This window comes from Hungatella hominis (assembly GCF_014288005.1).
Classification (GTDB): domain Bacteria; phylum Bacillota; class Clostridia; order Lachnospirales; family Lachnospiraceae; genus Hungatella; species Hungatella effluvii.
Map to the genome: position 1 here is coordinate 120,496 of NZ_JACOPB010000008.1, position 26,054 is coordinate 146,549.

At 49.6% G+C, this 26,054-nt stretch carries 15 protein-coding genes; 3 read left to right on the forward strand and 12 right to left on the reverse strand.

What is annotated here, in order from left to right:
- Positions 1-3 precede the first annotated feature (3 nt).
- Genes H8S75_RS17890 through H8S75_RS17920 form a run of 7 tightly spaced genes read right to left on the reverse strand, consistent with a single transcriptional unit; the run spans position 4 to position 7,965 of the window.
- Positions 4-882, reverse strand: a complete 879-nt coding sequence (locus H8S75_RS17890) for a carbohydrate ABC transporter permease (protein WP_187022804.1) — start codon at positions 880-882, stop codon at positions 4-6.
- Positions 883-899: 17 nt separating this feature from the next.
- A complete protein-coding gene (locus tag H8S75_RS17895; RefSeq protein ID WP_187022805.1) occupies positions 900-1,874 on the reverse strand; it encodes an ABC transporter permease in 975 nt (324 codons plus the stop codon).
- A 19-nt stretch (positions 1,875-1,893) separates the two neighbouring features.
- Entirely contained in the window at positions 1,894-3,525 is a 1,632-nt protein-coding gene (locus H8S75_RS17900) for a type 2 periplasmic-binding domain-containing protein (RefSeq protein ID WP_187022806.1), read from the reverse strand.
- The gene (gene pdxA, locus H8S75_RS17905; protein WP_187022807.1) at positions 3,522-4,592 is read right to left on the reverse strand and encodes a 4-hydroxythreonine-4-phosphate dehydrogenase PdxA; all 1,071 of its coding nucleotides are present in this window, start codon (positions 4,590-4,592) and stop codon (positions 3,522-3,524) included. The genes H8S75_RS17900 and pdxA overlap by 4 nt, the downstream gene beginning before the upstream one ends.
- Before the next feature lie 14 nt (positions 4,593-4,606).
- Positions 4,607-5,500 (reverse strand): 4-hydroxy-tetrahydrodipicolinate synthase, encoded by an 894-nt coding sequence (gene dapA / locus H8S75_RS17910; RefSeq protein WP_187022808.1) that lies wholly within the window; start codon positions 5,498-5,500, stop codon positions 4,607-4,609.
- Between the two features lie 34 nt (positions 5,501-5,534).
- On the reverse strand, positions 5,535-6,695 hold the full coding sequence (locus H8S75_RS17915) for an iron-containing alcohol dehydrogenase (RefSeq protein ID WP_187022809.1): 1,161 nt from the start codon (positions 6,693-6,695) through the stop codon (positions 5,535-5,537).
- Positions 6,631-7,965, reverse strand: coding sequence for a four-carbon acid sugar kinase family protein (locus H8S75_RS17920; RefSeq protein WP_187022810.1), 1,335 nt, complete (start codon positions 7,963-7,965; stop codon positions 6,631-6,633). The genes H8S75_RS17915 and H8S75_RS17920 overlap by 65 nt, the downstream gene beginning before the upstream one ends.
- Positions 7,966-8,224: 259 nt before the next feature.
- On the opposite strand from H8S75_RS17920, the gene H8S75_RS17925 reads away from it, so the two are divergent.
- Together H8S75_RS17925 and H8S75_RS17930 are read left to right on the forward strand one after the other, a co-directional pair.
- Positions 8,225-10,003 (forward strand): sigma-54-dependent transcriptional regulator, encoded by a 1,779-nt coding sequence (locus tag H8S75_RS17925; RefSeq protein WP_187022811.1) that lies wholly within the window; start codon positions 8,225-8,227, stop codon positions 10,001-10,003.
- Between the two features lie 341 nt (positions 10,004-10,344).
- Positions 10,345-14,928 (forward strand): polysaccharide lyase family 8 super-sandwich domain-containing protein, encoded by a 4,584-nt coding sequence (locus tag H8S75_RS17930; protein WP_187022812.1) that lies wholly within the window; start codon positions 10,345-10,347, stop codon positions 14,926-14,928.
- 56 nt (positions 14,929-14,984) lie between these two features.
- Here H8S75_RS17930 and H8S75_RS17935 read toward each other — a convergent pair whose 3' ends face one another.
- The 5 genes from H8S75_RS17935 to H8S75_RS17955 form a co-directional block, all read right to left on the reverse strand.
- Entirely contained in the window at positions 14,985-16,754 is a 1,770-nt protein-coding gene (locus tag H8S75_RS17935; protein ID WP_187022813.1) for a glycoside hydrolase family 2 protein, read from the reverse strand.
- 310 nt (positions 16,755-17,064) lie between these two features.
- A complete protein-coding gene (locus H8S75_RS17940; protein ID WP_187022814.1) occupies positions 17,065-20,910 on the reverse strand; it encodes a glycoside hydrolase family 2 TIM barrel-domain containing protein in 3,846 nt (1,281 codons plus the stop codon).
- 34 nt (positions 20,911-20,944) lie between these two features.
- On the reverse strand, positions 20,945-22,396 hold the full coding sequence (locus H8S75_RS17945; protein ID WP_187022815.1) for an ABC transporter substrate-binding protein: 1,452 nt from the start codon (positions 22,394-22,396) through the stop codon (positions 20,945-20,947).
- Positions 22,397-22,447: 51 nt separating this feature from the next.
- Entirely contained in the window at positions 22,448-23,281 is an 834-nt protein-coding gene (locus H8S75_RS17950) for a carbohydrate ABC transporter permease (RefSeq protein WP_187022816.1), read from the reverse strand.
- A 12-nt stretch (positions 23,282-23,293) separates the two neighbouring features.
- Positions 23,294-24,193 carry a carbohydrate ABC transporter permease gene (locus tag H8S75_RS17955; RefSeq protein ID WP_181988589.1) on the reverse strand — a complete coding sequence of 300 codons (900 nt, stop codon included), beginning with the start codon at positions 24,191-24,193 and terminating at the stop codon, positions 23,294-23,296.
- Positions 24,194-24,425: 232 nt separating this feature from the next.
- Between H8S75_RS17955 and H8S75_RS17960 the strand changes: the two genes are divergently transcribed.
- The gene (locus H8S75_RS17960) at positions 24,426-25,508 is read left to right on the forward strand and encodes a GntR family transcriptional regulator (protein WP_187022817.1); all 1,083 of its coding nucleotides are present in this window, start codon (positions 24,426-24,428) and stop codon (positions 25,506-25,508) included.
- The last annotated feature ends 546 nt before the right edge of the window (positions 25,509-26,054 follow it).

Here is a 26,054-nt window from a genome sequence, read left to right on the forward strand (position 1 = left end):
TCTCTAGCCTTTTACCGCCCCAATCATAATACCCTTTTTAAAGTATTTCTGAACAAACGGATATACCATTACGATTGGCAGCATCGATACAAATATGGCCGCAGCCTTCAAATTCTGCTGATTTAATGTCACTCCATTTAAAATAACGTTTTTAAAGGCCGTACTCGTTCCTGCATCCGCGATTACTACCTCTTTTAACACCTGCTGAATCACCTTAAAATTATCTGTTTTCAGATAAATCTGGGGAATCAGATATTGATTCCAAATAGATACCGCATAAAAGGTTCCTATGGTTGCCATAATTGTCTTCGACAGAGGAAAATACAGCCGGGTGAGAATCGTCCAGTCATTGGCCCCATCCACCACAGCAGCCTCCTCCAGCTCTCCCGGTATCCCTTCAATAAAGGTCTTTGTTATAATCAGGAACTGCGTGTTAATGGCACCCGGTATAATCATGACCCACGGGTTATCGATAAATCCCAGTTTATTATAAATAATATACTGCGGGATAATACCGGCATCAAAGACCCATGTAACGATGAAGGCTCCCATCAGGAGATATCTGCCTTTCAGCCTGGGTCTGGAGAGTGCGTATGCGGTCACATAGGTTGTCAGTATCGCAAAAATTGTCCCTCCAAAAGTATACAGAAATGAATTTCTAAGCCCGGTCCATACATGGAACTTTGTGCTTCCCATGATATATTTAAAGGCTTCTAAATTAAATCCCTTCGGGAGAAAGCTGACCTCTCCCCTCTGAAGATACGTTCCGTTGCTACATGCTACAAAAAAGACATACAGGAAAGGATAGATACAGATCACTGCTACCAGCAGCAGGATTATATTATTAATAATATCAAATACCTGCACTTTTTTTCTTTTCATGCTCCATTTCTCCTTTCCTAAAATAATCTTGTCTCAGCAAATCTATCCGCCATTTTATTTACGAAACTAACCATGACAAATGCGATTACAGATTTTAATATGTTCACTGCCGTTCCGTAGCTGTAGTCCGGAAATCCCTTGGATTCAAAGGCGATTCTATATACATAGGTCTGAATAACATCAGCAGTATCATATACGCTGCTGTTATACATCAAAAGAATACGATCCAGATTAACCGTGAAAATGTTTCCTACACTGATAATCAGCATGACTATAATGGAAGTAGAGATACAGGGCAGCGTAATTCGTAACATTTTGTCCCACCGGTTCGCGCCGTCCACTTCTGCTGCCTCATATAAAGAAGGATCGATATTCATCATAGCTGCAATATAAATAATTGCAGAGTAACCGAATGTCTGCCATATTTCCAGGATCACGTACAGCGGCCGGAACCAGCCTGGCTTGGCCATAAAATTAACGGAGCTGCCCCCCAGACTCCTGATGATGTTGTTCACAATTCCTGAACTTGGAGAAAGGATCGTATAGAGGATACTGACCATAACTGCCGCTGAGATAAAGTAAGGAAGAAAACTCAAAGACTGCACCGTGGACCGAACCCATTTCTGCCTGATTTCATTAAGAAAAAGAGAAAAAATAATCGGGATTGGAAACACAACTACAATTGTCAGTACAGCCAGTATAATGGTGTTCATAAAAACTTTGGGAATATAGGGATCTGCGAAAATCCTCTTAAAATTATCCAGTCCTACCCACTTACTGCCCAATATCCCCTGGAAAGCACTAAACTTTTCAAAGGCGATCACCATACCTCCAACAGGTCCTATTTTAAACAGGATAAGACTCAGAAGGCCGGGAAGCAGCAGCAGATATAAAATCCAGTTTCTCCTGATATCCTTTACAAACCTCTGTGATAAACTCCCCTTTTTCCGCCGGGGCGGCAAAGCCGCCCCTCCTTTTTTCTTTCCAGCCATCCTGATCTCCTTTCCAAACTTAATTATCGAATGTTGCCCGATAAGCGTCCAGCTGAATCTCTTCAATCCTGGACAGTCCAAGACTGTTCATCTCATCCTGGAAGGCTTTCCATGTATCTGCATTGAATTCCTTATTTCCTGTGACAAAAGATACGATACCGGCAATTTCAGCATCAAAGACCGTTGCTACCAGATTGGATAATTCCTCTGTCTGTTCTGCTGTATATTTGATATTGTAGGATTCCATCATATTTTCTTCCGTATTAATCCTCTGAGCCGCTTCTGCAATCAAAGGAGAATTCCATGCAAAGAATGCTTCATTATCAACCGGCTTGCAAACGGTAAATCTGTCGCTTAAGAAGGACCATCTCTTCTCTCCTTCCGGAGTTGCCTCTTCCTTGGCATAATCAACGATAAACTTTTTGGAACCGTCGCCTTCTGTTTCGAAGCTTTCCCCTTCTACTCCATAATTCGCTAAGGTAATGCCTTCCTCACTGTAAAAATAATCAATAAAGGTAAGAATTGTTTTGATTTTTTCTTCACTGCACTGAGCATTGACAGCTGTAACACATTCTTCATTATATTTACAGCTGCTGGTCCCTTTTAATACTTTTCCATTTTCATCCAGGAACATGTTCATAACACCCATCTGATAATCCGGATCCGCATCTACGCCGCCGTTTGCCATAAACCATTCGGCCCTGTTGTAATAGTCGTATTCAAAGGTTCCATTTCCGTTGATCATTGCAGCTTCCCAGTCACCTTCCGTACGGGTATTGGCAGCAAACTCCGGATTGATCAGCCCTTCATCATACCAGGTTTTCATAGTCTCTACCATGGTATATGCTCTGTCATCCATAATATCTAACGAACCATCCTTCTGATGACCTACATATATTCCGTTGGATTCTTCCGACGAAATATTGCTGGGGCAGCCGAACCATGCAGCAAAACGGATAGGATTTTCTCTGCCCTCCAGAGGATAGTAGTTCGGGTTGTCCTTTCCATAATGTGCTTTCAGTGTTCGCATGGCTTCTGTAAAATCCTGAACCGTCTTAATCGAATTCACATCAATGCCCGCTTTTTCGAGGTGATCGGCACGGTAAGCCAGATAATCCGTAAAAATCGGGGATTCCTTTACGAGTCCATAGATTGCTCCGTTCTCATCTGTGACCAGAGCTTCGTAATCCGGATTGTCATCGATATACTTCTGCAAATTAGGCGCGTATTTTTTTATGTAAGGAGCAAGATCCACAAATGCCCCCTGCGGTCCATACACATTAGTCTGTACCAGCTTGGTCATCACCGCATCCGGAAGAGTTTTGGAAATAATTCTCTGATCAACCTCCGCATATACGTCATTAAAGTCATCAGGTCCTTCCACATATTCTACATGAATTCCCGTATTTGCTTCTGCCGCGTCATACCATTTGAGTTCTTTGATCCAGTCTACATAGGTATTTCGCATAAACATGGTATAGCTGTTGTCACCGTCGGCTGTGTCCTTTCCGTCATTTGATTTTTCAGCTACTGATTCTCCCCCTGTGTTTGCTGTACTCCCCTGCTGTTCCGCCGCTTTGCTTCCGCAGCCAGCCAGCATTGTTCCCATCATTGCGACAGTCAAAATTACAGATACCATTTTCCTTCTCATTCTCGTTCCTCCTGGGATAATAATGTTGTTGATGTACTTTTTCGCCTGCCTTCCGCAAATCTCACTGCATAATCGATCGCATGCAGCAGGCTAAGTTCATTTGCAGTTCCGGTCCCGGCCTGATCAAAGGCCGTTCCATGGTCCACGCTGGTCCTAATAATCGGAAGTCCCAGAGTGATATTCACCCCTTCCACCGCGTCCCATTTCTGTTCTTCCTGATTGTATACAAATCCGACGACCTTGAGTGGAATGTGTCCCTGATCGTGATACATGGCAACTACCACATCGTACCAGCCCCCCCGGGCTTTTGAAAATATGGTGTCGGCCGGTATCGGGCCCTCAGTATTAATGCCTTCCGCTCTCGCTTCCTCAACCGCCGGAATAATCTCTTCGATCTCTTCTCTTCCAAACAATCCATTCTCACCGCAGTGGGGATTGAGGCCCGCGACTCCAATGCGCGGATTCCCGATTCCCATGTCCTTACACGCCTGTTCCGCAATCCGGATCACCTCTATAATCCGGTCTTTTTTCACGCGGTCACACGCCTCTCTCAAGGCTACATGGGTGGACACATGTACCACCCGCAGATTTTTATGTGCAAGCATCATCGTATATTTTTCGGTTCCGGTGAACTCCGCATAGATTTCCGTATGTCCGGAATAGTGACGCCCCGCCAGATTAAGCGCTTCCTTATTCAGGGCATTCGTCACGGTCGCATCCACCTCCCCGGCCATAGCCAGCCCGATGGCCTTTTTTACATACTGAAAGGCAGCTTCCCCCGCCACGGCGGACACCTTGCCGATGGCCAGCGTCTCCGGATCCACGTTCTTCATGTCTATGACATCGATACAGCCGGGACGGTACTCTCCTTCAGACGGATTTTCAATTCCATTGATCCGGATCGACCGTCTGCCGACTATCTGTGCCGCGTTCTTCAGGACACGGACATCTCCAATCACCAAAGGGCGGCATTTTTCACTGACCGGATGATCCGCCAGTGCTTTCACTGTTATCTCCGGACCGATTCCAGCCGGATCACCGAGTGTTATGCCAATTAATGGTCTCATAGTTTCGTTCCTTTCTACTCCATTCCAGCTTCCCGGTTTTCATCGATCACACGCCTTATGGCCTCCAGTCCCTCCGGGGAGATTCGGTCAAACGGAGCGCGGCATTTACCGACGGGATACCCCAGCATTGCAACCGCGGTTTTTACGATTGTATTGGGATTCCCGTATTTGAAACAATCCCGGAAGGAACGAATAGAGTCCTGAGCCTCTCTCGCTCCCTCTAAATCTCCCTGCATGAACCGCTCATAGATCGCCGTCATCGTCCCCGGATAGACATTGGCACAGCCTGCGATGCCTCCGCCGCCGCCTGCAAGCAGGTTCCAGTATATCAGGGAATCGTTGCCGGAAAGCACCGTGAAGTCCTTCCCCCTCGTTCGCTCCAGATACTGGAGCATATTGTCAAAGCTGCCGCTGGAATCCTTGGCTCCTGCAATGCTGTCGACCTCGGACAGCCGCTCTACCAGCGCCGGAGAAAGGCTGTTGCCCGTTCTTGCCGGAATGTTATAGAGGACCACCGGGATTTTTACAGCCTTAGCCACCGCGCAGTAATGTTCATACAGCTCTTCATCGGACGCTTTGGCAAACCACGGCGTGATCACAGACAGGACATCCGCCCCCAGCGACTCCGCCATCCGGCACATCCGGATCGTATCCTTCGTTCCGATGCATCCGCTTCCCGCATAGACAGGAACCCGTCCGTCCGTTTCCTCTATTACAATGGACAGAACCCGCTCTTTTTCCTTTTCAGTCAATATGTAGCCTTCTCCGTTTGTTCCGAACGGAAACAGTCCGTGTACCCCGGCCTCGATCAGGCGGTTCACCTGCCGTCTCAGTTCCGGTTCATTGATGGATTCATCCTCATTCATCGGAGTGATGATGGGAGGAATAATACCTTTCAGGACAGTCATCAAATTTCCCCTCTCTCGTATCCAGTGCCCCATTCTATCCATGCATTACTTCTAAATACAGTCTGCGGGCATCCTCGTGTGTTATCTCTCTCTTATTATTATTCAGCAGCCGTTTTACATCCATTCCGGCATTCACCAGCTCTTCCAGGGCGTCTGTCCCAATCCCAAATGCCGACAGAGAGGACGGTATTTCCAGCCGCCGGATAATCTCCTCCATGCGTTCCAGGAGCCTGTCCGCTTTTTCCTCGTCTGTTATCTGCAGCTCTTTTCCAACAACCGTATCATACAGTTCTGCCAATTCCTTCAGACAAGCCGTTTTGTTAAACCGCATAACCGGGAGCAGCAGCATGGCATTGGAAACGCCGTGGGGGATATGATACTTTCCTCCCAGCGGATAGGACAGGGCATGTACCGCGGTGGTCCCCGAGGAAGAAATCGCAGCGCCCGCGTAAAATGCGGCAATTAACATATTTGTCTTCGCTTCTTCCGCCTCCGGATCTTCACACGCCGCCTCGATATTGTCAAAAATCAGTTTTGCGGCCTCCTTCGCAAACAGGTTGCTGAAAGTGTTCGCTTTATTCGAAGTAAAGCATTCCACCGCATGCGCCATTGCGTCGACTCCCGTAGCTGCCGCGATCTTCCTGGGAAGATTCTTTAAAAGGCTGCCATCCAGAATCACGTAATCCGGGATCATCTCCGGGTTCACGATACCGACCTTCAACTGCTTTTCCGGCACTGCCACAATGCTGTTCATCGTAGCCTCAGAACCGGTTCCTGCTGTCGTTGGAATCATGAGCGTTGGAACACACTTTCTTCCAAGCCCCGGATCTTCCAGCAGCTGTCTGACTGTCAGAGAACCGTCAGCCGTAATGGAAGCCAGTTTTGCCACATCCATGACGCTTCCTCCGCCTGCGGCCACGATTAAATCGGCGCCTGTCCGGCGAAAGCGTTCCATTACCTGCTCTGCCTCGTCACAATTCGGTTCGGCGGGCAGATCTGTGATCACCACCGTCTCTACCCCGGCCTCATTTAAAATTTCCAGCGGAATCTTTAACAGACCGGCCTGTTCCACTCCCTGATCTGTAAACAGGGCGGCTTTCTTAAATCTTCCTTCCGTAATTTCTCTGATCTTACGGAGCGCTCCCCGGCCGCTGTAGACAACTCCCGGCATTGTAATTGAATATTGATCCGGCATTTTTTCTTCCTCCCCCTAAAAAACTGTTTTTCACCAGCTGTTCCACTTCCATTAAAAGCTCCCGATCACCAAAACCGCCCGACTTCGAGATGATCCACTGCTCTTTTCCTTCCGTCCGTATCGAGGACAGGACCGTTCCCTGCTCCAGTTCCTGGTAAATAGTGATCTCGCCGCAGCGCATCTCAGTGATAAATCCCGCCAGCGTGTCTCCGCCAATAATCATGAAGGTGGCGTCCAGCCCCATTTCCAGAAGCTGCTTCAATATCTCTCCCAGCGTCTTTGAGATGGTCACACGCGCTTTCTCCAGCGGAATGTGGTTCTCCCTCCGGTATTCCGTCACCTTTTTCGTATCGGAAATCCCCGTTTCGATCACACAGGTGATTCCTGCTTCACAATCCTGCTTCAGACCGTACAGCCATCTCTTTCCTTCCTCAGAGCTTAAGTATCCTGGAGTAAACTGCTGGATCGGAGTCATGGTAATGCGCTTCATTCCATTCTGTTCCGCATATTCAATCTGTCTCTTTGTAATTTCATTTATGCTGCCGCAGATAATGATCATCCTGTCTGTTATAGCAGGAATTTCCATCTCGTGTACTTCCAATTTCAGGAAATCACCCAGCACCGATGCAAAGCCAGCGCAGCCAGCCATGACCCCCAGACACTTCTGCTTCATCAAATCCTCTGCGATCTTTTTTATCTGCGCTTCACTCGACGCGTCAAAGATTCCAATTTCTTTACCTCTGCCTCTCTCGTAGTGTTCGCTTTCCTGATACAATGCAGTTTTTACTGATGCACCGCAAAACAATGCTTCCACGCTGGGCGATACCACAGGTTCAAAAGGATCGCGTCCGAAGACGCTCTCATGAATAGGGACCCCTTCCACATAATGGACTCCGCCGACTGTGATCCGGTCCATGGCCGGCAGCGCCGGGATAAACGTAAGATACTGTTCTCCGCTGGCCAGGAGTGCTGCCTCCAGCTCTTTTCCGATGTTTCCTCTGAGCCCGGAATCCGTTTTCTTATAAATATAAGGAACTCCCGCTTCTCCCGCCCTCTTCACCACATCGAAAACCTTCCGGTACGCCTCCTGGCCCTCCAGATGTCTTGTCTGTGCATCGATCACCAGCACTTCCGCCTGTAGCCGTTTCAGTGTCTCCTCGTCCTCAGGAAAATAATTCAGGACTTTCGTCGTCATTCCTTTCCCGGCAAACTGCACTCCGGTATCAAGGGCTCCTGTAAAATCGTCTGCAATTACAAGAAGTTTTATCATTTTGTCTACCCACCTATTATTGTTTCATTTTTAAACACTATATTTTCCATGGTTTCTTTCTTTTCCCTCTGTTTGTTTAATAATACCAATTAAAACCGGAATATTCAAGAATTATACCGCTATTTTTTCAATAAATATCGTTTTATTTTGAAACACTATAGTTATATATTGTTTTTTATCATTTACTATGTTATATTTGTTTTAAATAGAAACACTTCAAACAGAAACACTTCATTTTGGGGAAAGGCAGGAGTTCTTAATGGATAAAAAAACAAAGATACTGGGAATCGCACCGTATGAAGGTATGAAAGCGCTGATGATGCGTCTGGCCGGACAGCGGGATGATATAGATCTGACTGTGTACGTCGGCGATCTGGAGGCCGGGGCCGAGATTGCCTCCAGGCACACCTTTCAGGATTACGATGTTATCTTATCCCGAGGCGGCACCGCCGAAATGATTTCTTCCATTTCTCCGATTCCCGTAGTGGAGATTCAGCTTTCAGTATACGATATTCTCCGCGCCATCAAACTGGCGGAAAACAACAACGACCGCTATGCAATCGTCGGCTTCCCCGGAATCACCAAAAATGCCCGTTTTCTATGTGATTTATTGCAGTATACCATTGACATCTACACCATCCATAATCCGGAAGAAGTAAAGGACACACTCACCCGCCTGACCACAGCCGGATACCGCATGGTTTTATGTGATGTTGTAACGAACTCCCATGCCCAGAGACTGGGGATGCGCTCGATCCTCTTTACTTCCGGTTCGGAAAGTATCGAGGCGGCATTCGATCAGGCCGTCAAGACAGCCGGTACGTACCAGGCACTGATCTCCAAGGCTGAATTTTTCCGGACGCTTCTGGAGGATTATCCGTATTACGTGTTTGTCTACAGTGAAAAGGAGGAGCTGATTTATACCTCAAAAGAACATAATTTTTCACCGGCCGTGATGACTGCCATGAAAAACTATGTGTCGGAGATTCTTACCGAAAACAGCAAGAAATTTTACAGAGATGAAGGCGATCTGCTGGTTGCCATCAAGGGGGTCAGAAAACTTATTTACAAGCAGACTTACGTTGTCTATTACGTCAACACCCGGAAAGTCCCTCTGTCTCTCATCAAAAATGGAGTTCGCTATATCGACAGGAGCCAGGCTCTGGAACAGTTTTATTCCAGCTTCTACGGCCTCACCAACCCGTCCGGAACCTATACGCCTTCTCTGGACCAGATGAATCAGACCGGTGCTCCCGTCATGATTCTCGGGGAAGACGGTACGGGGAAAGAGGAGATGGCTGCTTTTATCTATTCCCAAAGCAAATTTCAAAATAAGCCAATGGCGATTATCGACTGTTCCCGTATTACGGATAAGAGCTGGCAGTTTCTTACCGGGCACACCAACTCTCCGTTCAGCGATACGGATACCACCATCTATATCCGCGAGCTGGAGTTTCTGTCTGACCAGCAGTTTAAAGAGCTGTTTTCCATTATTCGGGATTTGAATCTGCACCGTCAGAACCACATGATCTTTTCCTGTACCACCCGGGAAGGCGAGGAGCTGAATCAGAATTCCCAGCTTCTCATGAATCATTTTAACTGCCTGTCCTTCACCCTCCGGCCGCTCCGGGCTAACAAGGATGAGATCCCGGACCTTGCCAACTTATATATCAGTAATTTAAATATGCAGCTGGCCCGGGAAATCGTCGGTCTGGAACCGGAAGCCGTCTCCCTTTTGAAAGAATACGGCTGGCCCGGCAATTATAATCAGTTCAAACGAATCATGACGGAGCTGTTTGCCATAACAGATACGTCCTACATCAGAGCTGCCTCCGTTTCCAGACTTCTGCTCAGAGAACAGCCCGCCATCCTCTCCGGCGACGGCATTCCTCTCGATTTAAACCGGACCCTGGAAGAAATAAATCTGGATATCGTGCGCCACGTTCTCTCCGAAGAAAAAGGCAACCAGAGCCAGGCCGCCAAACGGCTGGGAATCAGCAGAACCACGTTGTGGCGGATGCTGCAGAATATTGTGTGAAATTATTAAACAAAGGGTAAAATCATTGCTTTTTACTCTTTGTTTTTTATTTGGCTAAAGCAGTAAGTGTAAACCGGAATGTATTTCTTGTCAAATTGCCTCTGAATCTGTGGTTTCAAAACCGTCAAAACCATTCACCAGCCATCATCTTTTGTAATACCTCACAAATTTACGGTACAAATCAAACACAAAGGATAAATATTGACTATAAAAGCAAAATTCCAAATATATCCCCCTGGTACATTTTCCCTTATACTGATTAAACAAAGATATCACTCCTCCAATTCCGCCAAATACCGGACCAGAGGAAATCAAATTACACGATCAAAGGGAGGCTGTTTATGAGAAAGAGCACAAAAGTCAACCGGCATACGGCCAGAGCCGCCGCGGTAGTTTTGGCGGCAGTCATGGCTGTACAGCCCACTGCACCGGCTATGGCGTCGCTGCAGTACGGGAAAATGGTATCCGCCGCATCCACCAGATATTCCGGCAGAACTGCAAGTCCGTCGGACGCAGACACGGGGCGCGGCTCGGGAAAATCAACGCCGTCAAACGCAACACCTTCGAATCCGCACAAGCCGGAGGCATCGGAGAAGGCCACGCTCAGCAATGCGCCGCGCAGGGAAGCCACAAACATTCATCCCAACGGCAGCTTTGAGACCACATCAAAAACAACAAATGCAGAGTATCAAAAAATATGGGTAAATGAAATAATGCCAACCGGCTGGGGCATGTGGCCAAAGCCAACCGGGTCAGAAAAAATGTCATTTGAAATTGCAGAAGCCCCAGCTGAGGCCCCGGAAGGCAGCAACTATTTACGTATTCGCTCCGAAACGAAATCTTCCCGGCTCGGTATCAGCTATCCCATAAAAGGCATAGCTGACACTAAATCAACCTATCTCTGTACCTTTTATGTGAAAACCGAGAATGTGCTGGGCACCGGTTTTTATGCCAGATTAACATGGCTGCTGCCAGGCGGATCCGGAGAATACATTGAGACTGAAAGAATCACAGGCACCACCGACGGCTGGATCCAGTACGGTTTTCTATCTCAAAATCCTCCTGCCAGCGCGACAGGCATTCAAATCGAATTTTATGCGGATCAAATGGCTGGAGAAGTATGTCTGGATGACGTTCAGCTTTTACCAACCTACTCTCTGCGTTTAAACAAAACAGAAGCCAGTATGTTCACCGGAGATACGCTTGAATTAAAAGCAGCCTGCAGCGACGGATACGAGAGTCAAATCGAATGGTATTCCAAAAATCCAGAGATTGCAGATGTCGATGAAAACGGTATCGTTACCGCCTATTCCATGGGCGCTGCAGAGATCACCGCTAAAACCGATGATTATCATGAGGCCGTATGCAGAATATCCGTAGAAGATGGCAATCTGCGCCCATACTATCAGACAATCCGTGAAAACTGGAAAAACCGTCTGACCGGCAACAACATCGAAGATCCTTCCGATGAAGTCTATGCGGCCATGATGGAAGACCTGACAGAGACTGCGGCCACATACTGGGAAACCATGAAAAAGGGCGGCAGCGACAGACGCATATTATGGGATGATATTGATTTCACGTATCAAAAACAGGACACCACTGCCAATGTAACAGAAGGTCTCGGAACCGGTTTTTCCAGGATAGAGCAGATGGCCACAGCCTACAGTGCCAAAGGAAGCAGTTTATACCAAAAGGAGGAACTGAAGGAAGACATCATCGGTGCTCTTGAGTGGGTATACGCAACCATGTACAACGATACAATGAATGTAAAAAAAGATCTGTACGGGAACTGGTGGCACTGGTTTATCGGAATGCCGCAGAGTTTATGCAATACCGTGATCCTGATGTACGACGATCTGCCCCCGGAATTAATAGAACAGGAAGCCCGGACACTGGAGAACTTTAACGAAGATCCCAATAAACGGTATCATACCACCAGCGGCAGCGAGATCAAAAATACTGCGGCCAATTTAATCGACGCATCACTCGTATCTGCACTCCGTTCCTCGATCGGCGAGACCTCCAGGCCGCTCAACATGGCAAAAGAGGCTCTGGATAAATCCATCGGTTTTGTATCCGACGGCAACGGCTATTATGAAGACGGTTCCTATATCGATCACGGCAATCTGGCTTACACCGGAGGCTACGGCTCCACGCTGTTAGGCGGAATTGAGAAACTTCTTTTTATCGTCGACGGCAGCCCATGGGAAGTGGCAGACGATAAGCTGACCAGCATCTTCCAGTGGATCTGGACAGGAATCCGCCCTCTCTATGCAGACGGCGCCATGATGGATATGACCACCGGGCGAGGCATTGCAAGGCCATCGACCAATGACCAGACCGTCGGCCGCGGACTGCTAAAGCCTGTCTCCCATCTGGCAGATATGGCTCCGGCGGATGAAAGGGAAGCCTTCCGCGCTTTTGCAAAAACGGAAATCCAGGCAGGGCTCGAATATAATGAAGACTTCTTTTTAGGTATGACCGTGGCCGATATGACTGCCATGAAAAACCTGCTGGCAGACAGTTCTTTAGATGAAGACCATGAAATCTACCACAAAAATTTTGGTGTTATGGATAAAGCCGTCTACCACGGAGAAAATTTCGATCTGGGAATCAGTATGTACTCCAGGCGAACCGGCAATTTCGAATACGGCAACAACGAGAACCGGAAAGGCTGGCATATGAGCGACGGCGCCCTCTATTTATACAACGGGGATCAGTCCCAATATGCAGATGTTTACTGGCCTACGGTAGACCCCCACCGGCTGGCCGGCATCACCACCGACCATACCGAGGGCTTTATACCGACTGACGGCACCTGGAATCCCCACGTCAGCTCCAAAGACTGGGTAGGCGGTTCTTCCGTCTTAAGCCAGTACGGAACCGTAGGCATGGATTTTGAAGGGGAAACAAAGAGCGGCGCCATCTCTTCCCTGAAAGCAAAGAAATCCTGGTTCACCTTCCCTGACGCAGTCGCCGCACTGGGCACCGGAATCAGCTCCAGTGAAGGGAAGTCCACAGAAACGATCGTGGACAACCGCAAAGCCATGGAAAATGCTGAAAATACCGTATGGATAGACGGCCTGGAAGCGGATCTGACGACAGGCGAGCCTGCATCTGCCTCCATGAACTGGGCGCTTCTGGAAGGAAACAACGGCGAATCGCAGAATATCGGATACTATTTCCCGGAAGAAACTGAAGTAACCGTTTTAAAAGAAACCAGAACCGGGAACTGGAGGGATATCAACACAGCCGTAGCCGCAGGGAGTGCAAATGATAAAGAAATCATCAGAAGCTACATCAGTTTTGCCGTGGACCACGGAACCGATCCGCAGAACGATACGTACAGCTACGTCCTTCTGCCCGGCAGAACTCCGGACGATATGGCGGAGTTTTCCGAAAATCCGGAAGTAATAATTCTCGCCAACACCCCGGAGGTACAGGCTGTAGGGAATACGAAATACGGAGTCAGCGGCTATAATTTCTGGACCGCCTGTGACCCGGAAGACCTTCCGGTTTCCGCGAAGACGCCCGCCTCTGTTACTCTCGCAGAAGAAAATGGCCTCATCACCGCCGGAATCTCCAATCCGACCCAGAACGGCAAAGATACCATCATCGTCCTGAACAGCCTCTATGAAGCGGTTGAGGCAGAAGAAGGCGTGACCGCAGCCCTGCAAAACGGTAAAACCATTATCACCGTAGAAGGCACAAAAGATTTTGGAAAAACGTATACCATCGTTCTGGAAAGCCTGGACGAGAAACTGGCCCGCTGGCAAAATGAGATTGAAAATGCCACAAGGGCAGAAAAGTCAAATGTAGAAATGATATTAAAGGAAGTACAGGCTCTCGACACCGCACACTTTAACGAGGAACAGACTCTGCTCATCACCGCAGTCATCGAAGCTGCAAAAGAAAAGCTGGCGCTGATGGATTCTGCCGATGAAATTATGGCTCCAATCACTGGTATTGACGAGGTGACTTATGAAAATGCCGACGCGGTCGAAGAACTTCTGAAGAAATACGAGAATCTGACCGAAGAAGAAAAATCCGTCTTAAGCGAATCTGATCAGGCAAAAATCAAGGAACTCCTGGCAGGCTTCCAAAAGGAAGAGATTCACACAACGGCTGACAGTATAACGGTAAAGGCCGCAAACGGCACAATGGATGTGCGTACCGCCTTCCTCCTGACCGACGAATCCGATTCCATCGGAATTTTCCAGGAATCACTGTCCGGGACCGCGGCGCTCCTGACCTTATTCAGACCGGAACTCCTTTTAAAAGGCAAAAACTTAAGCCTGAATGACCATCCGGTGCGCGTCACCGCAAAAGTCCCCGCCATAGAATCCGGTCAGAAAGGGACCCTGAAACTGTACCGCTTCGTTCCAGCCGTAAAAGCACGGGCTGCGGCCGCTCCGGAGGAGGTTACCTATACCGCAAACCATGACGGCACGATTACTTTTGAAATAAACCGTGATGCCATCTATGGATTTGCGCTGTACAAAGAGACGGCTCCTGAACCGGAACCAGATCCAGATCCACAACCGGATCCTGCTCCTGATTCCAAACCATCAAATGACCGGAATACTTCTACTTCTGATGTATCCGACGGTACATGGATTCTGGATATAAACGGCTGGTGGTTTAAACAATACAACGGCACCTGGCCGTCGTCTCAGTGGAAATGGATCAAGGGCTGCTGGTACCGTTTCAACGAATCCGGCTACATGCAGACCGGCTGGATTCTGGATCAGAACCTCTGGTACTATCTGAAGCCCGACGGCAGCATGGCCGCCGATGAATGGATTTTTTACAGGGACCGGTGGTACTATTTAAACCGCAACGGCGAAATGGCGGCAAACACCTCCGTGACATGGAAAAACGCCGTTTACCATCTGGGAGCAGATGGTGCATTGGCAGAATAAAAACAATCTAAAAATCCCCTGGAGCAAAATAACCCGCTCCAGGGGATTTTCCTCAGCTATCTTCCTCCGCCGTCTTCCCCAGTTATACAAGCCGCAATCCTGTCCACTTCCATCTTCGGCGTCCTGTCCGCATACAGCAGTCCGTTCGTCTCCTGTTCCACGTCGGTCAGCTGGGTATAGCAGAAACCGGCCAGACCTCCGATCCGGTTCACCGCGCCGGCCAGTTTCGACAAGCGCTCCGCAAACGCTTCCGGCCCTGCCGCCTTCTCGTTATATCCCCAGGATTCCGTCTTCCCATCTTCCATGGCGATCCCGCCGAACTCCGATAAAAATACCGGCTCACCGCCATAGCTGCGGCCTTCACTCAACACCATTTTTCCAACCGCAGTCCATCCCATCAGTGCTTCCATGTCGCGGAACTTCTCTGCCAGGACTTCTCCGTCGCTCTCATAATCATGGATCCCCACAAAATCAGCCTTCACAGCTTCCCATCCATCATTGGTGCTGACGAGCCGGTATGGATCCAGGGCCTTCGTATAGTGGTAGAAGGTCTCCGCAAAATGCTGCTGTTCCTGATCGAACAGGACGTTTCTGATTCCCCAGCTCTCATTGAACGGAACCCACGTAATGATGCAGGGATGATTGCAGTCTCGCGCAATCACCTCTCCATACTCATGCAGCAGCGCGTCCATGCCTTCCTGGCAGAACTCATAATTGGACGGCATCTCCTCCCACACGAGAATTCCCATATGGTCCGCCAGATACAGGAAAACCGGATCCTCGATTTTCTGGTGCTTCCGTACGCCGTTAAAGCCCATGGCGCGGACCATCTCCAGATCCTTAAGAAACGCCTCGCCATCCGGCGGCGTCATGAGGCTGTCCGGCCAGTATCCCTGGTCGAGAACCAGGCGCTGGTACAGAGGAAAGTGATTAAGTAAAACGTGATTCTCCTTTACCTCGATGGTACGCATCCCAAAATACGTCTCCACCCGGTCACAGGCAGATGCCCCTTCCAGATATTCAAGCTCCAGATCATAAAGCACCGGCTTTTCCGGACTCCAGAGATGAACGGTATTGTCGATGGGATCTTCCTGACGCACGGCTATAATAAATTCAGGGCGCTTTCCCTTTACCGCTACGGCGCCCGTTCCAATTTCCCCGCCTTCAAACTTTAATTTCCATCGCACCTCTCCGCAGACATCAGGTTCCGCAAAGCTGATTTTCACTCTCACCTCACCCTGATCCGGCAGCGGAATCAGCCGGACATGTTCCATACGGCGCGGTCCCGTAATCTCCATCCAGACATTCTGCCATATTCCGCTGGTCGCCGTATACCAGCAGCGGTCTGTCTCGATATTCCAGTGCTGTTTTCCCCGGGGCTGGGCTGTATCATAGCTGTCACGGCACATAACTGTAACTCTCGCCGTTTTGTCCGCCCGGCTTACAAACGGTGTCATTTCCACAGAAAACGGCGTGTGTCCGCCCCTATGGCTTCCTGCCCACCGGCCATTGATCCATACAACCGCTTCATAATCCACGGCCCCGAAATTCAGCCACAGCCTGGCATCCTCCGCCTGCTCATCCCATGTAAATTCCCGCTCATACCACAGGCATGGGTGGCCTTCCGTTTCCCCGATACCGCTTTTCCGGCTCTGGTAGCAGAAAGGCACCGTAATTTCCCGCTCATAGGCATGGCCGTTCTGCCATCCTTCCCGTATACCGATGTTTTCATCGTCAAATGCAAATTTCCAGGCTCCATTCAGGCTCTTCCAGCCCCTCCGGTAAAAGTCCGGCCTTGGGCTGGCCATTTTTTCTCTGTCAATCATTGTGATTCTCCTCTATCTCATTTTCGTAACAGTTCAGCCTCCGCTTCCGGCTGCTGCCGTCTGGCCCGGCGCTCCTGTTTCCCGGATCTTTCCTGTGACTTTGCAGGGTATTAGCAGTTCTTAACGCGCAGAATTTTTCGTTCAGGGGAAATCCCCACCTGTCTGAGCGCAGCGAGTTTGGGGATTTTCACTGGCTTTTAGAAAAATCCTGCACGATTAGAAATGCTTATGCCCGAAACCGGAACTGGAAAGATCCGGGAAACAGGAGCGCCGGGTCAGACGGCAGCAGCCGGAAGCGGAGGCTGAACTGTTACTCATTTTCCCCGTCCAAAAACATGGGATCACACCCATACCGGCCCATCCGGTTTCCATAGATGATGCATCCGCCGTCATCCGTCTCTATCGACACTACCGTGTTTTCTTCCACTTCCACCGGTATATCATACCGGAAGCCATAACCATACGTCCCCGTACGGCGGTACGAGACAATCCCGTCTTCCGCCGCCCCCGCATTGGAAAACAGAGCCCTCTTATCCCAGGGCTGATCCGGAATTACCAGTTCTCCGCACAGCTCTCCCTGTACGTAAATCCGAACTTTCGACGGATACTTCCTCTCATCCGTCAGCCTCGTTCCTTCCAGACATTCGCAGGAGGAAAGCTCAAGCCGCAGTATCTTATTTCCACAGTATCCCTTCGGCACAGGAATATGCCAGGAAGCACGGCCGCTGCCAGCCGCCCACCATACGCGGCGTTTCTCCATGCTTCCCCTGCCGGTAAAGCCAGAAAATACTTCTCTGTCCGTGTTCTCCGGATTCCAGTAAAACGCCTCCGGTCCCGCCTCTTCTTCCGTCACAACTTCAAACTGTACATCGTGCTCACACAGAGTGGCGCCGCGGTCTGTGATCCAGGCAAACAGCCAGGCGCCCTTGATTCCCTCCGGTATCCTCACTTCAATTTCACCCGGTTTTCCTGTTTCCAGCCACGGAATGCCCATATTAACCTCACCGCCGTCCAGCTCCCGGTTCCACTGTCCCAGAAAATCAACACCAGCCAGGCTCCAGCGCACCCGAATATCACTGTCTTCCGGTTCCCTTCCTCTGATCCCGGCGTAAACCGACACCTTTACCACATCTCCCGTTTTCACCCCGGTCAGCCAGGGTCTCGCCAGAAAGATAAAGTCCGCCTGATTGGCCTGCTCGTATCCGGCCGGCGTCATATCCTGATGCATCAGGCCGAAATCTCTTCTGACACGCAGAGAGGTAAACGGGCTGGTGTCCTCATTCTCCTGAGAGGCCAGATTCATCCGCACGTATCCAGCAAACCGGCAGATGCGGACAAGGCGTTCAATCTCATTGGTGTGTACAAACTCACTGATGATGACCGGCTGCCCTTTCTGACAGTCCTTTCCTGTAAATACCGTCTCCTTCAACGGGTTCCTGCAATTTCTCTGAAGAAGATCAGCCACCGCTTCATCCTTCATCAATTGCCGGTTTTCCTCGTTATAGCAGTTAAACGCCGATCCCGGGTAATTCTGCTTATCCAGCCTCTCAAAAAAGTCCATTGCATCCGCAAATTCGGTCGGATAGCTGTGATAGTCCAGAATATCCGTCTCCCCCGTCTTTCCATACCCCGAATTATCCACCACCAGAATTCCTGGCGCCAGCCGTCTATATGTCTGTGCCGAAGTACGAATCCAGTTCTGAGCCTCATCGTTATCCCACGGGCTTCGCTCGTGATCCCCGAGAATTCCCCATGATTCATTAAATACAGAACACATAACCACACTGGAATGATAGTTCTGCTTCCTGGCCATAGCCTTCAGCCGCCGCAGATGCAGCCCGCGCCACAACGGATCCTTCCACGTCCCATAGAAGCAGGAAGGAACCTCGTCCCATACCAGAACCCCCTCCCGGTCACAGGCGGCGTACCATTCCGGCTCATTGTCCTTGATGTGCATCCGGATCATATTGTATCCGCATTCACCGGCCGCCTTTACATCAAAGGAAACGCTTCCCGGTCCCTCTCCTGTCAAAGAAGGATACGTATAGATCCCCCAGGGATTATACCCCTGGTCCAGAACGCCGCGGAGATAGACCGGACTTCCGTTCACTGTCACATACGCAGTCCCGTCCTTGACCGTCTTCTGCCCCACACTGCGAAAGGAAACCCAGCGTTCATACGTTCCCTCAAAGCCGCTCTCCCCACCAACCGACGCGGAGAGTATATACCGGTTCGGTGCTCCGGGTTCCCACTGCATAAGCCCTTTTCCAAAGATTTGAAATGCAGCCTCCGGTATGCCGCGGCTATTAATCGTTAAAGGCTCCAGCGCTTCGATCCTTACGTCTTCTCCCGGTATTTCAAGATTCACTTCTAAACGGCAATTAAAATCAACTGGTCCGGCCAGAACACGAAGAATCTCCAGATATCCTGCTTCCGTTTTAAACTGAGCCTCTTCTTTCCGGCCACAGTCCCTTACATAGACAGTCATGCAGTCATACGCCTTGCCGTATGTCGCATCGAAATCCACAGGAAGCCGTGTCTCTCCAAACTCGAGCACTGCCTCCGCGTGCCCCTCCGGTGCGCGGTAAAGGAAATCCAGGCGGTATACAGTATCTTTCTCTGTGTCCCACTTAAGAGTCCCGGAATCCACGCTCACCTCCGACATGGTCTCCGGATTCCCCTCGGCTTCTATTCTTCCGCCAAAACGGATTCCGCCATCCTCTTTTCGGTAATCATCCACCAGAATTTCGCTGATCCGGACTCCCTTCTCTTCCTCCAGCCAGACATTCTGCCAGATTCCGGGGCTGTCTGTAAACCAGAATCCCTGCTTTCCAAAGCAGCATTGATCCCCTTCAAACGGATACAGAACCTCCATGGTCAGCGTATACCTTCTGCCTGCCTTAAGCCGCCCCAGGCGGATACGGCAGGGCGCATAAAAGTCCACCGTACAGCCAATTTCCTTCTCATCCAGCCATATCTTCGCAATTCCCGATACAGCTCCCAATACCAGCTGAACCCTCGTTTCCTTTTCCACGGAAATCTCCGTCTGCATCCAGGCTGTCCGTCCCTGTTCTCTCCAGTTACATCGAAACGAAGAGGCCTGATGAAGAGAATTGTCATCGGCCAGAAATTCTTCCCCAAAAGCCCGCAGAGACTGCCAGGAACCGGGGATCCGGATTCTCTGGTCAAAGGTATGCCTGCCGGGAAGATACCATTTCTCCTCTTCCCCTGTTTCCAGCGGATCCATGGTGAATTTCCACACGCCGTTTAAGGAAGCTAAGAAACAGTCATTTTTTAATTCTCCCTGCGGAATCATTTCGCGGCTGTCCTGCTGCCAGTACGGCTCCAGGCACCATCGGTATTCGCTGCCGCCATGTTCCACCGGAAAATGGCAGAATCCCCGTCCTTCTGCCCCGCCAATCACCTGATAAGCCCCAGGAGGCAGATATCCCAGATCGAAACGGCCCCCTTCATCGGTAAGCCCGCTGTGTCCTGAAATCCCGGCCACGTGGAGCCATACCTGAGGCAGCGGCCGGCCCTCTCCGTCTACGCAGACTCCGGCCATCCGCTCCCCATTTTCCCTGCCACTCATCCGGTATTTTCCCAGCACGGCCCCTGACTTCGGAGATGCATCGCTGTCATTCACGGCCATCACCGCCAGCCTTGCATACGGCTTTCTCCATGGAACGGCAATCGCCGTGCTGTCGATCAGCACTTCACCGTCGCAGACCACGGAAAAACCTTTCTCCGCGGCCTGAAATCCCAGCCGGAACGGGGGCTCTCTCGTAAACGGTACGGACGCTGCCGAATACCACCGCCTGGGTCCGTCATAGCGAAACGTATCTCCCAGCGGCACGCCGTTGGGGATCCGCACCTCCAGCCGTCCATTTCCCACGACGGCCAGAATATAACGGTCAAAACAGCCGTCCCCAAAGTAAAGGCCGATTCCCGCTCCATCCTGGATATCCAGGATCTCTGCCTCAAACCCGCAGGAAGCCGCGTCCACAAAAAACGAGGATAGAAGCAGGTGGCCGTTTCTGCATCTGTCATATTCCTCCAGATAAATTGTGCCGTCCTCCCGATAATGGCAGAATAAGTCCGCCGGGCTGTTCATATTAATAAAATTCCACTCGACATGATTGAAGTATTCTTCCATGCTTCTATCCCCGTTCATTTAATTATTATTTGTCTTAATTCTCCACTTTCGCCATCTCATCGATGAATTCCTGTTCCATATTGGCGAGCGCCTCCTCCGGAGTCACCTTCCCGGCCATGGCTTCCTGAATATGGAATTCCATCACATCGTTTAATTTAGAAGAAATGTATGGCACGTCCACGTCGGCCAGCGTCTTTGCATACTGGAAGGATTCCATCAGCGCACCATACAGCAGACTGGACTGTGCGACTCCCGGCACCTCGTATGTGGAGGTACGGCACGGGTCCATGGTATTTTCAATTTTTAACAGCTCTCCATCCTTTGAGGTCATAAATTCAATCAGTTTCCAGGCCAGTTCCTTGTTCTGGCTTCCGGCCGATATTCCAACTCCCCATCCTCCGAGAACAGGAGTTTTACCAGGAGCGACTGCTACGCCGATCTTATCCTTAACTGCCGAGGTATCCGACTGGCATGTCAGCCACAGGCCAGGCCACTGCTCCATCATCGCGGCATTGCCGTTTGCAAAGAACTGATTGGCCTCGTCCCATCCCATCTGCATCCATTCCTTCGGAGCATACTCCTGAAGCTTCAACACGCGGTTTAAAGCATCAATACCTGCTTCATTGTTCATGTTAGGCTTTAAATTCTCATCCACATCGTCGCCGCCGCGGTTAATCCACAGCAGTCTGGTACAGCCCTTCAGCATGTTCGTGGAATAACCATAGTCCACAGGAGATTCCGGATTGACGCTCTTGGTGAAAAATTCCGCAACCTGCATCATTTCCTCATTCGTTTCCGGAACCTTCAGCTCAGTCTCATACTTTTCCTGATACGCCTTCTTCAAAGACTCATCCTCAAACAAATCCTTCCGGTAGAACAAAAGCTCCACATCCGGCTTATAAGGAATCGCACAGAGCTTGCCGTCATAGTTTCCATATGTATCGAACAGACCCGGCAGGAAATCCGAAGTATCGTAGGATTCGCCTGCATACTGGCTGATCATGGTATCAAGCGGCTCTATCTTGTCCGCCTTTGCGAAGCTGTGCAGGAAAGCGATGGGCGCCAGCACCACGTCATACCGCTTCGTATTGTTTAAATCCAGCTGCAGCTTATCGGTAAACTGTTCGCCGGGAATTGATTCCACCACTACCTTGGCCCCTGACAGCTCTTCAAACAGCGGAACCACATCGCTGACCGCCTTTTCAAAATCTCCGGACATCACCGGAACGGTAAGCGTCTGACCTGCATACTGGCCGTGAAGCGTCCCATCCAGGTCCAGATTGTCCAGCGTTTTGCCAAACTTTTCAATCGTTTTCTTTTCAGAGACTTCCGTCCCCCCAGCCGCTTCCGTAACAGCCGCCGTCTCCGCGGTCGTCTGCATTTCCTCCGACACAGCCACCTTGCAGCCGGTCAGACCTGCTGCTGCAACCGCCGTACAGGCCGCTGCCGTTACCACGCGTTTCCATAATCCGTTCCTTCTCATCATTACTTTCCTCCTCGATTTATACTTCTATTTAAAATTTCATGTATTGCTCTTTTATCCTTTTACGGCGCCTGCCATCGTGCCCTTCACAATATATTTCTGTGTCGTCATGGATAATATCACAGCAGGTATCATAGCGATCACACCCGCAGCAGCCAGTGAGCCGGAAGGGGTATCCTTATGAGTCTGTACCATGCTGGCAATTCCTATGGGCAGCGTCTTCTTTGCATCGGAAGACTGGAGCACCAGTGCCAGGCCGAATTCATTCCATGCGCCGATAAACACCAGAATCGCAATTACCACCAGCCCCGCCTTTACTAACGGCAACGCGATTTTCGTATACATTCCGTATTCCGTACATCCATCGATCTCGGCCGCTTCATACAGCTCGTCCGGTATTTCATAGAAGAAGCTGATGGACAGCCAGATCGCCAGAGGCAGCGCAAATGATATGTAAGCCATAATGAGTCCTGTCATCGTATCCAGCAGATGGATCTTGCTGTAAATGATGTAATACGGGATCGTGTAAACCAGAGCCGGAATCATCCGGACTGCAATTACACTGTTCTTGATGACTTTATTTCCCTTGAAATGGTACCTGGACAGCCCGAAGCCTGCCATCGTAGCCAGGGCCAGGGAAATAACCGTCGTGCTCACCGCCACCAGCATACTGTTGGAAAAGAAGGTGGCGACGTAGGATTTCCGGAATATCTCTATGTAATTATCGAGATAGAGTGTATCGATCCACAGGATCGGCCGTTCCACGAACACCTGCGCCTTTGTCTTAAACGACGTGATGATCGTCCAGTAAACCGGAAAGAAAAACAGCACGCCCAGCAAAAGCAGAATGATGAGAAGTCCTGCAGACTTTAATATTTTCTTCTTCATGATCATTCCCTCCTATTCTTCTTTGCCGGTAAGCTTCATAATCAGCAGGGAGAACAGCACAATCAGCACGAAGAAGATAAACGCGCCTGCTGAACCCTCGCCCACGTTATAATACCGGAATGCCATTTTGTAAATGGTGGACGCCAGCGTTTCTGTCGAAGTCCCGGGTCCGCCGTTCGTCAAGTTGTAGACAATATCGAACATTCGAATCGCGTCCATAAAGCGCATGGTCAGCACCAGGACGGTAAAGTTACGAATCAGCGGCATGGTCACCTGGAAGAATTTCTGTCTCCAGTTTGCTCCGTCGATGGTCGCGGCCTCTAAAAGCTCCTCCGGGACGGTTTTAAGCGCCGCCATAAAGATAAGCATACACAGCGGTGTGGTGGCCCAGACCTCTACGATGACAAGCGCGATTCTGGCCGGAACCACTGCGGACAGCCATTCCACCCGGTCAAGCCCCATGGAAACCAGCAGTCCGTTAAGTACACCGTAAATGGGTGAAAACATCAGCTTCCAAATGGTAGCAATCACGATAGGAGCGATCATCATGGGGATCGTAAACACGGTCTTCATCACTTTGGATATTCTGGGGAGAAAATTCGTCGTGAGGACCACTGCCAGCGTCATGCCAAACAGGAGATTCAGCGCCACAGCGGATACGGTAAATATAAAAGTCCAGCAGGCGGAATCCAGAAACTGCTTATTCGTCAGTACACTCACGTAGTTTTTCAGTCCGATAAACCGTATGGTATCCGCATTCATGGATGTGTTATAGTGAAAAAAACTGATCCCAAACGAATACAGCATTGGTATAACGGAAAATACAACTAAAAATAATACCGCCGGAGAGATAAATACAAAAGCCGCTACCCGTTTCGGCTTATTCAGTCTCCTGCCCTTTCCTTCATGCATTTGCAACACCTTCCCTTCATCTGGACTCATTATACTATTTGAGCAGTCTAATTAATATACTAACCTTAGTATAAAATAGATTACCGTCTAATTTTTCTCGATATTTTCGCTCCTATTTGGATATTTTTTACAATAGGCTTGCTTTATTTTCTCAATGTAACTATAATAATGGTATGCATTGCCCTTCAACCCCTTATCCGTAATTAGTATACTAAGTAAGGAGTAACCTCTTATGAACAGCATTCCACTCTACAAACAGATCATAGAAGACATTCTGTCCAGAATCCACGATGGAAGCCTGCAGCCCGGAGACCGTATCCCTTCAGAGCGGGAACTGGCGGAGCAGTATTTAGTGAGCCATATCACCTCCAAGAACGCGCTGGCCGAGCTCGCGGATAAGGGATATATCACCCGGCAGAAGGGCAAGGGCTCCTTTGTAAGCCCCATGGAACAGCTCCAGATGATCGCAGAGTTTAACAGTACCGTCAACCACCGGACAATCTTAAAGTCAAAAACCATCGGTCTGATCATGCCTTCCATGAAGACAAGCATCGACCAGCAGCTTCTCAATTGTATCGAGGAGGAGTTAAACGCCACCGATTACATTCTGGCCGTCACCATCACCCGGGAGAATCAGGAGCTGGAGTCGGCCGCCATCCATAAGCTTAAGGAGCGGGGGGCCAGCGGTCTCATCATCTTCCCGACCGAGCATGAGATGTACAATGAGGATATCTTAAAGCTGAATCTCACCGATTTCCCCTTTGTGCTCATCGACCGGTATTTAAAGGGAATACGGTGCAGCTGCGTGTATACGGATAATGAAGAAATCACCTGGACAGCCGTCCGCCATCTCCTCTCTCAGGGAATCGCACATCCGGCCTTCCTGTCTCCCGACAGCCATAACACGGTAACCAGCGACCGGCTGTCAGGTTTTAAGGCGGCGCTGGAGGAGGGCGGCTGTCTTCTTCCTCCGGAGCATCAGTGCCTGATTCCGCTGTCCGTCACGGACCCTGCTGAAAAAGAAGCGCTTCTGGCAAGGTTCCTCGACAGCCATCCGGAGATTGACGGCCTGTTCTGTGTCAACCGCGAGTTTACAAAATACATTTCCCATATCCTGGACCGCCGCGGCTGGTGGGACCGTTACCGAATTACAGCCTTCGATTATCCAGACGATCACCGCATCTCCTATATAAGGCAGGACATTCCCCAGATCGCCAGCTCGTGTGTAACCAGGCTGATCGAGTTAATTCAGGGAAAGAGGGAATATAGCCATGTAGTCGTGCCGGCATCGTTTGTTCCTCAGAATCCCGTATAAACATAAAGAGTCCGGCCCGCCGGACTCTCGCGCCGGAGCGCGGTCGCTTCAGCGGCCATACTTCCTTAGCGCGAAGTGTGCATCCTGCTTCCTTAGCTCGAAGTGCGCATCCTGCCCGGAGGGCTTTTTATGTAATAGAAGCACTTTCATATTACATAAAAAAGATCCTTATTCCGACCGCCGGCTTTCTCACCGGTCATCGGAAAAAGGATCTTTCTTCATTTTCTTTTACACAAAAAGACAGATAGAAACGGGTACCGATTGATTTGACATTCATCCGATACCCGTTTCTACACTATCTCATCCATTGGACTTGATACCTCTTTTCTCTCATGTTTTTTTGTACCTGGTACTTTCTCTAACATGATCTATATGAAATTTTCCCTCTCTCCGTTGCTCTTCTTCCTCATCTATGTTTTTCGTTTATTCTCTTACTTTTCATTCTTACTATCTGTTCATCTTTTCGTATTTCAAAATTTTCTTTCATTCCTCATTATACTTTCTCGTCATATAACAAAGATGATTATTCTTTTGTTCTACTTCTTG

Bases quoted from the DNA above. Each gene is read 5' to 3' on its own strand.
- H8S75_RS17890 (WP_187022804.1), bottom strand. From the start codon at position 882: ATGAAAAGAAAAAAAGTGCAGGTATTTGATATTATTAATAATATAATC.
- H8S75_RS17895 (WP_187022805.1), bottom strand. From the start codon at position 1,874: ATGGCTGGAAAGAAAAAAGGAGGGGCGGCTTTGCCGCCCCGGCGGAAA.
- H8S75_RS17900 (WP_187022806.1), bottom strand. From the start codon at position 3,525: ATGAGAAGGAAAATGGTATCTGTAATTTTGACTGTCGCAATGATGGGA.
- pdxA (WP_187022807.1), bottom strand. From the start codon at position 4,592: ATGAGACCATTAATTGGCATAACACTCGGTGATCCGGCTGGAATCGGT.
- dapA (WP_187022808.1), bottom strand. From the start codon at position 5,500: ATGACTGTCCTGAAAGGTATTATTCCTCCCATCATCACTCCGATGAAT.
- H8S75_RS17915 (WP_187022809.1), bottom strand. From the start codon at position 6,695: ATGCCGGATCAATATTCAATTACAATGCCGGGAGTTGTCTACAGCGGC.
- H8S75_RS17920 (WP_187022810.1), bottom strand. From the start codon at position 7,965: ATGATAAAACTTCTTGTAATTGCAGACGATTTTACAGGAGCCCTTGAT.
- H8S75_RS17925 (WP_187022811.1), top strand. From the start codon at position 8,225: ATGGATAAAAAAACAAAGATACTGGGAATCGCACCGTATGAAGGTATG.
- H8S75_RS17930 (WP_187022812.1), top strand. From the start codon at position 10,345: ATGAGAAAGAGCACAAAAGTCAACCGGCATACGGCCAGAGCCGCCGCG.
- H8S75_RS17935 (WP_187022813.1), bottom strand. From the start codon at position 16,754: ATGATTGACAGAGAAAAAATGGCCAGCCCAAGGCCGGACTTTTACCGG.
- H8S75_RS17940 (WP_187022814.1), bottom strand. From the start codon at position 20,910: ATGGAAGAATACTTCAATCATGTCGAGTGGAATTTTATTAATATGAAC.
- H8S75_RS17945 (WP_187022815.1), bottom strand. From the start codon at position 22,396: ATGATGAGAAGGAACGGATTATGGAAACGCGTGGTAACGGCAGCGGCC.
- H8S75_RS17950 (WP_187022816.1), bottom strand. From the start codon at position 23,281: ATGAAGAAGAAAATATTAAAGTCTGCAGGACTTCTCATCATTCTGCTT.
- H8S75_RS17955 (WP_181988589.1), bottom strand. From the start codon at position 24,193: ATGCATGAAGGAAAGGGCAGGAGACTGAATAAGCCGAAACGGGTAGCG.
- H8S75_RS17960 (WP_187022817.1), top strand. From the start codon at position 24,426: ATGAACAGCATTCCACTCTACAAACAGATCATAGAAGACATTCTGTCC.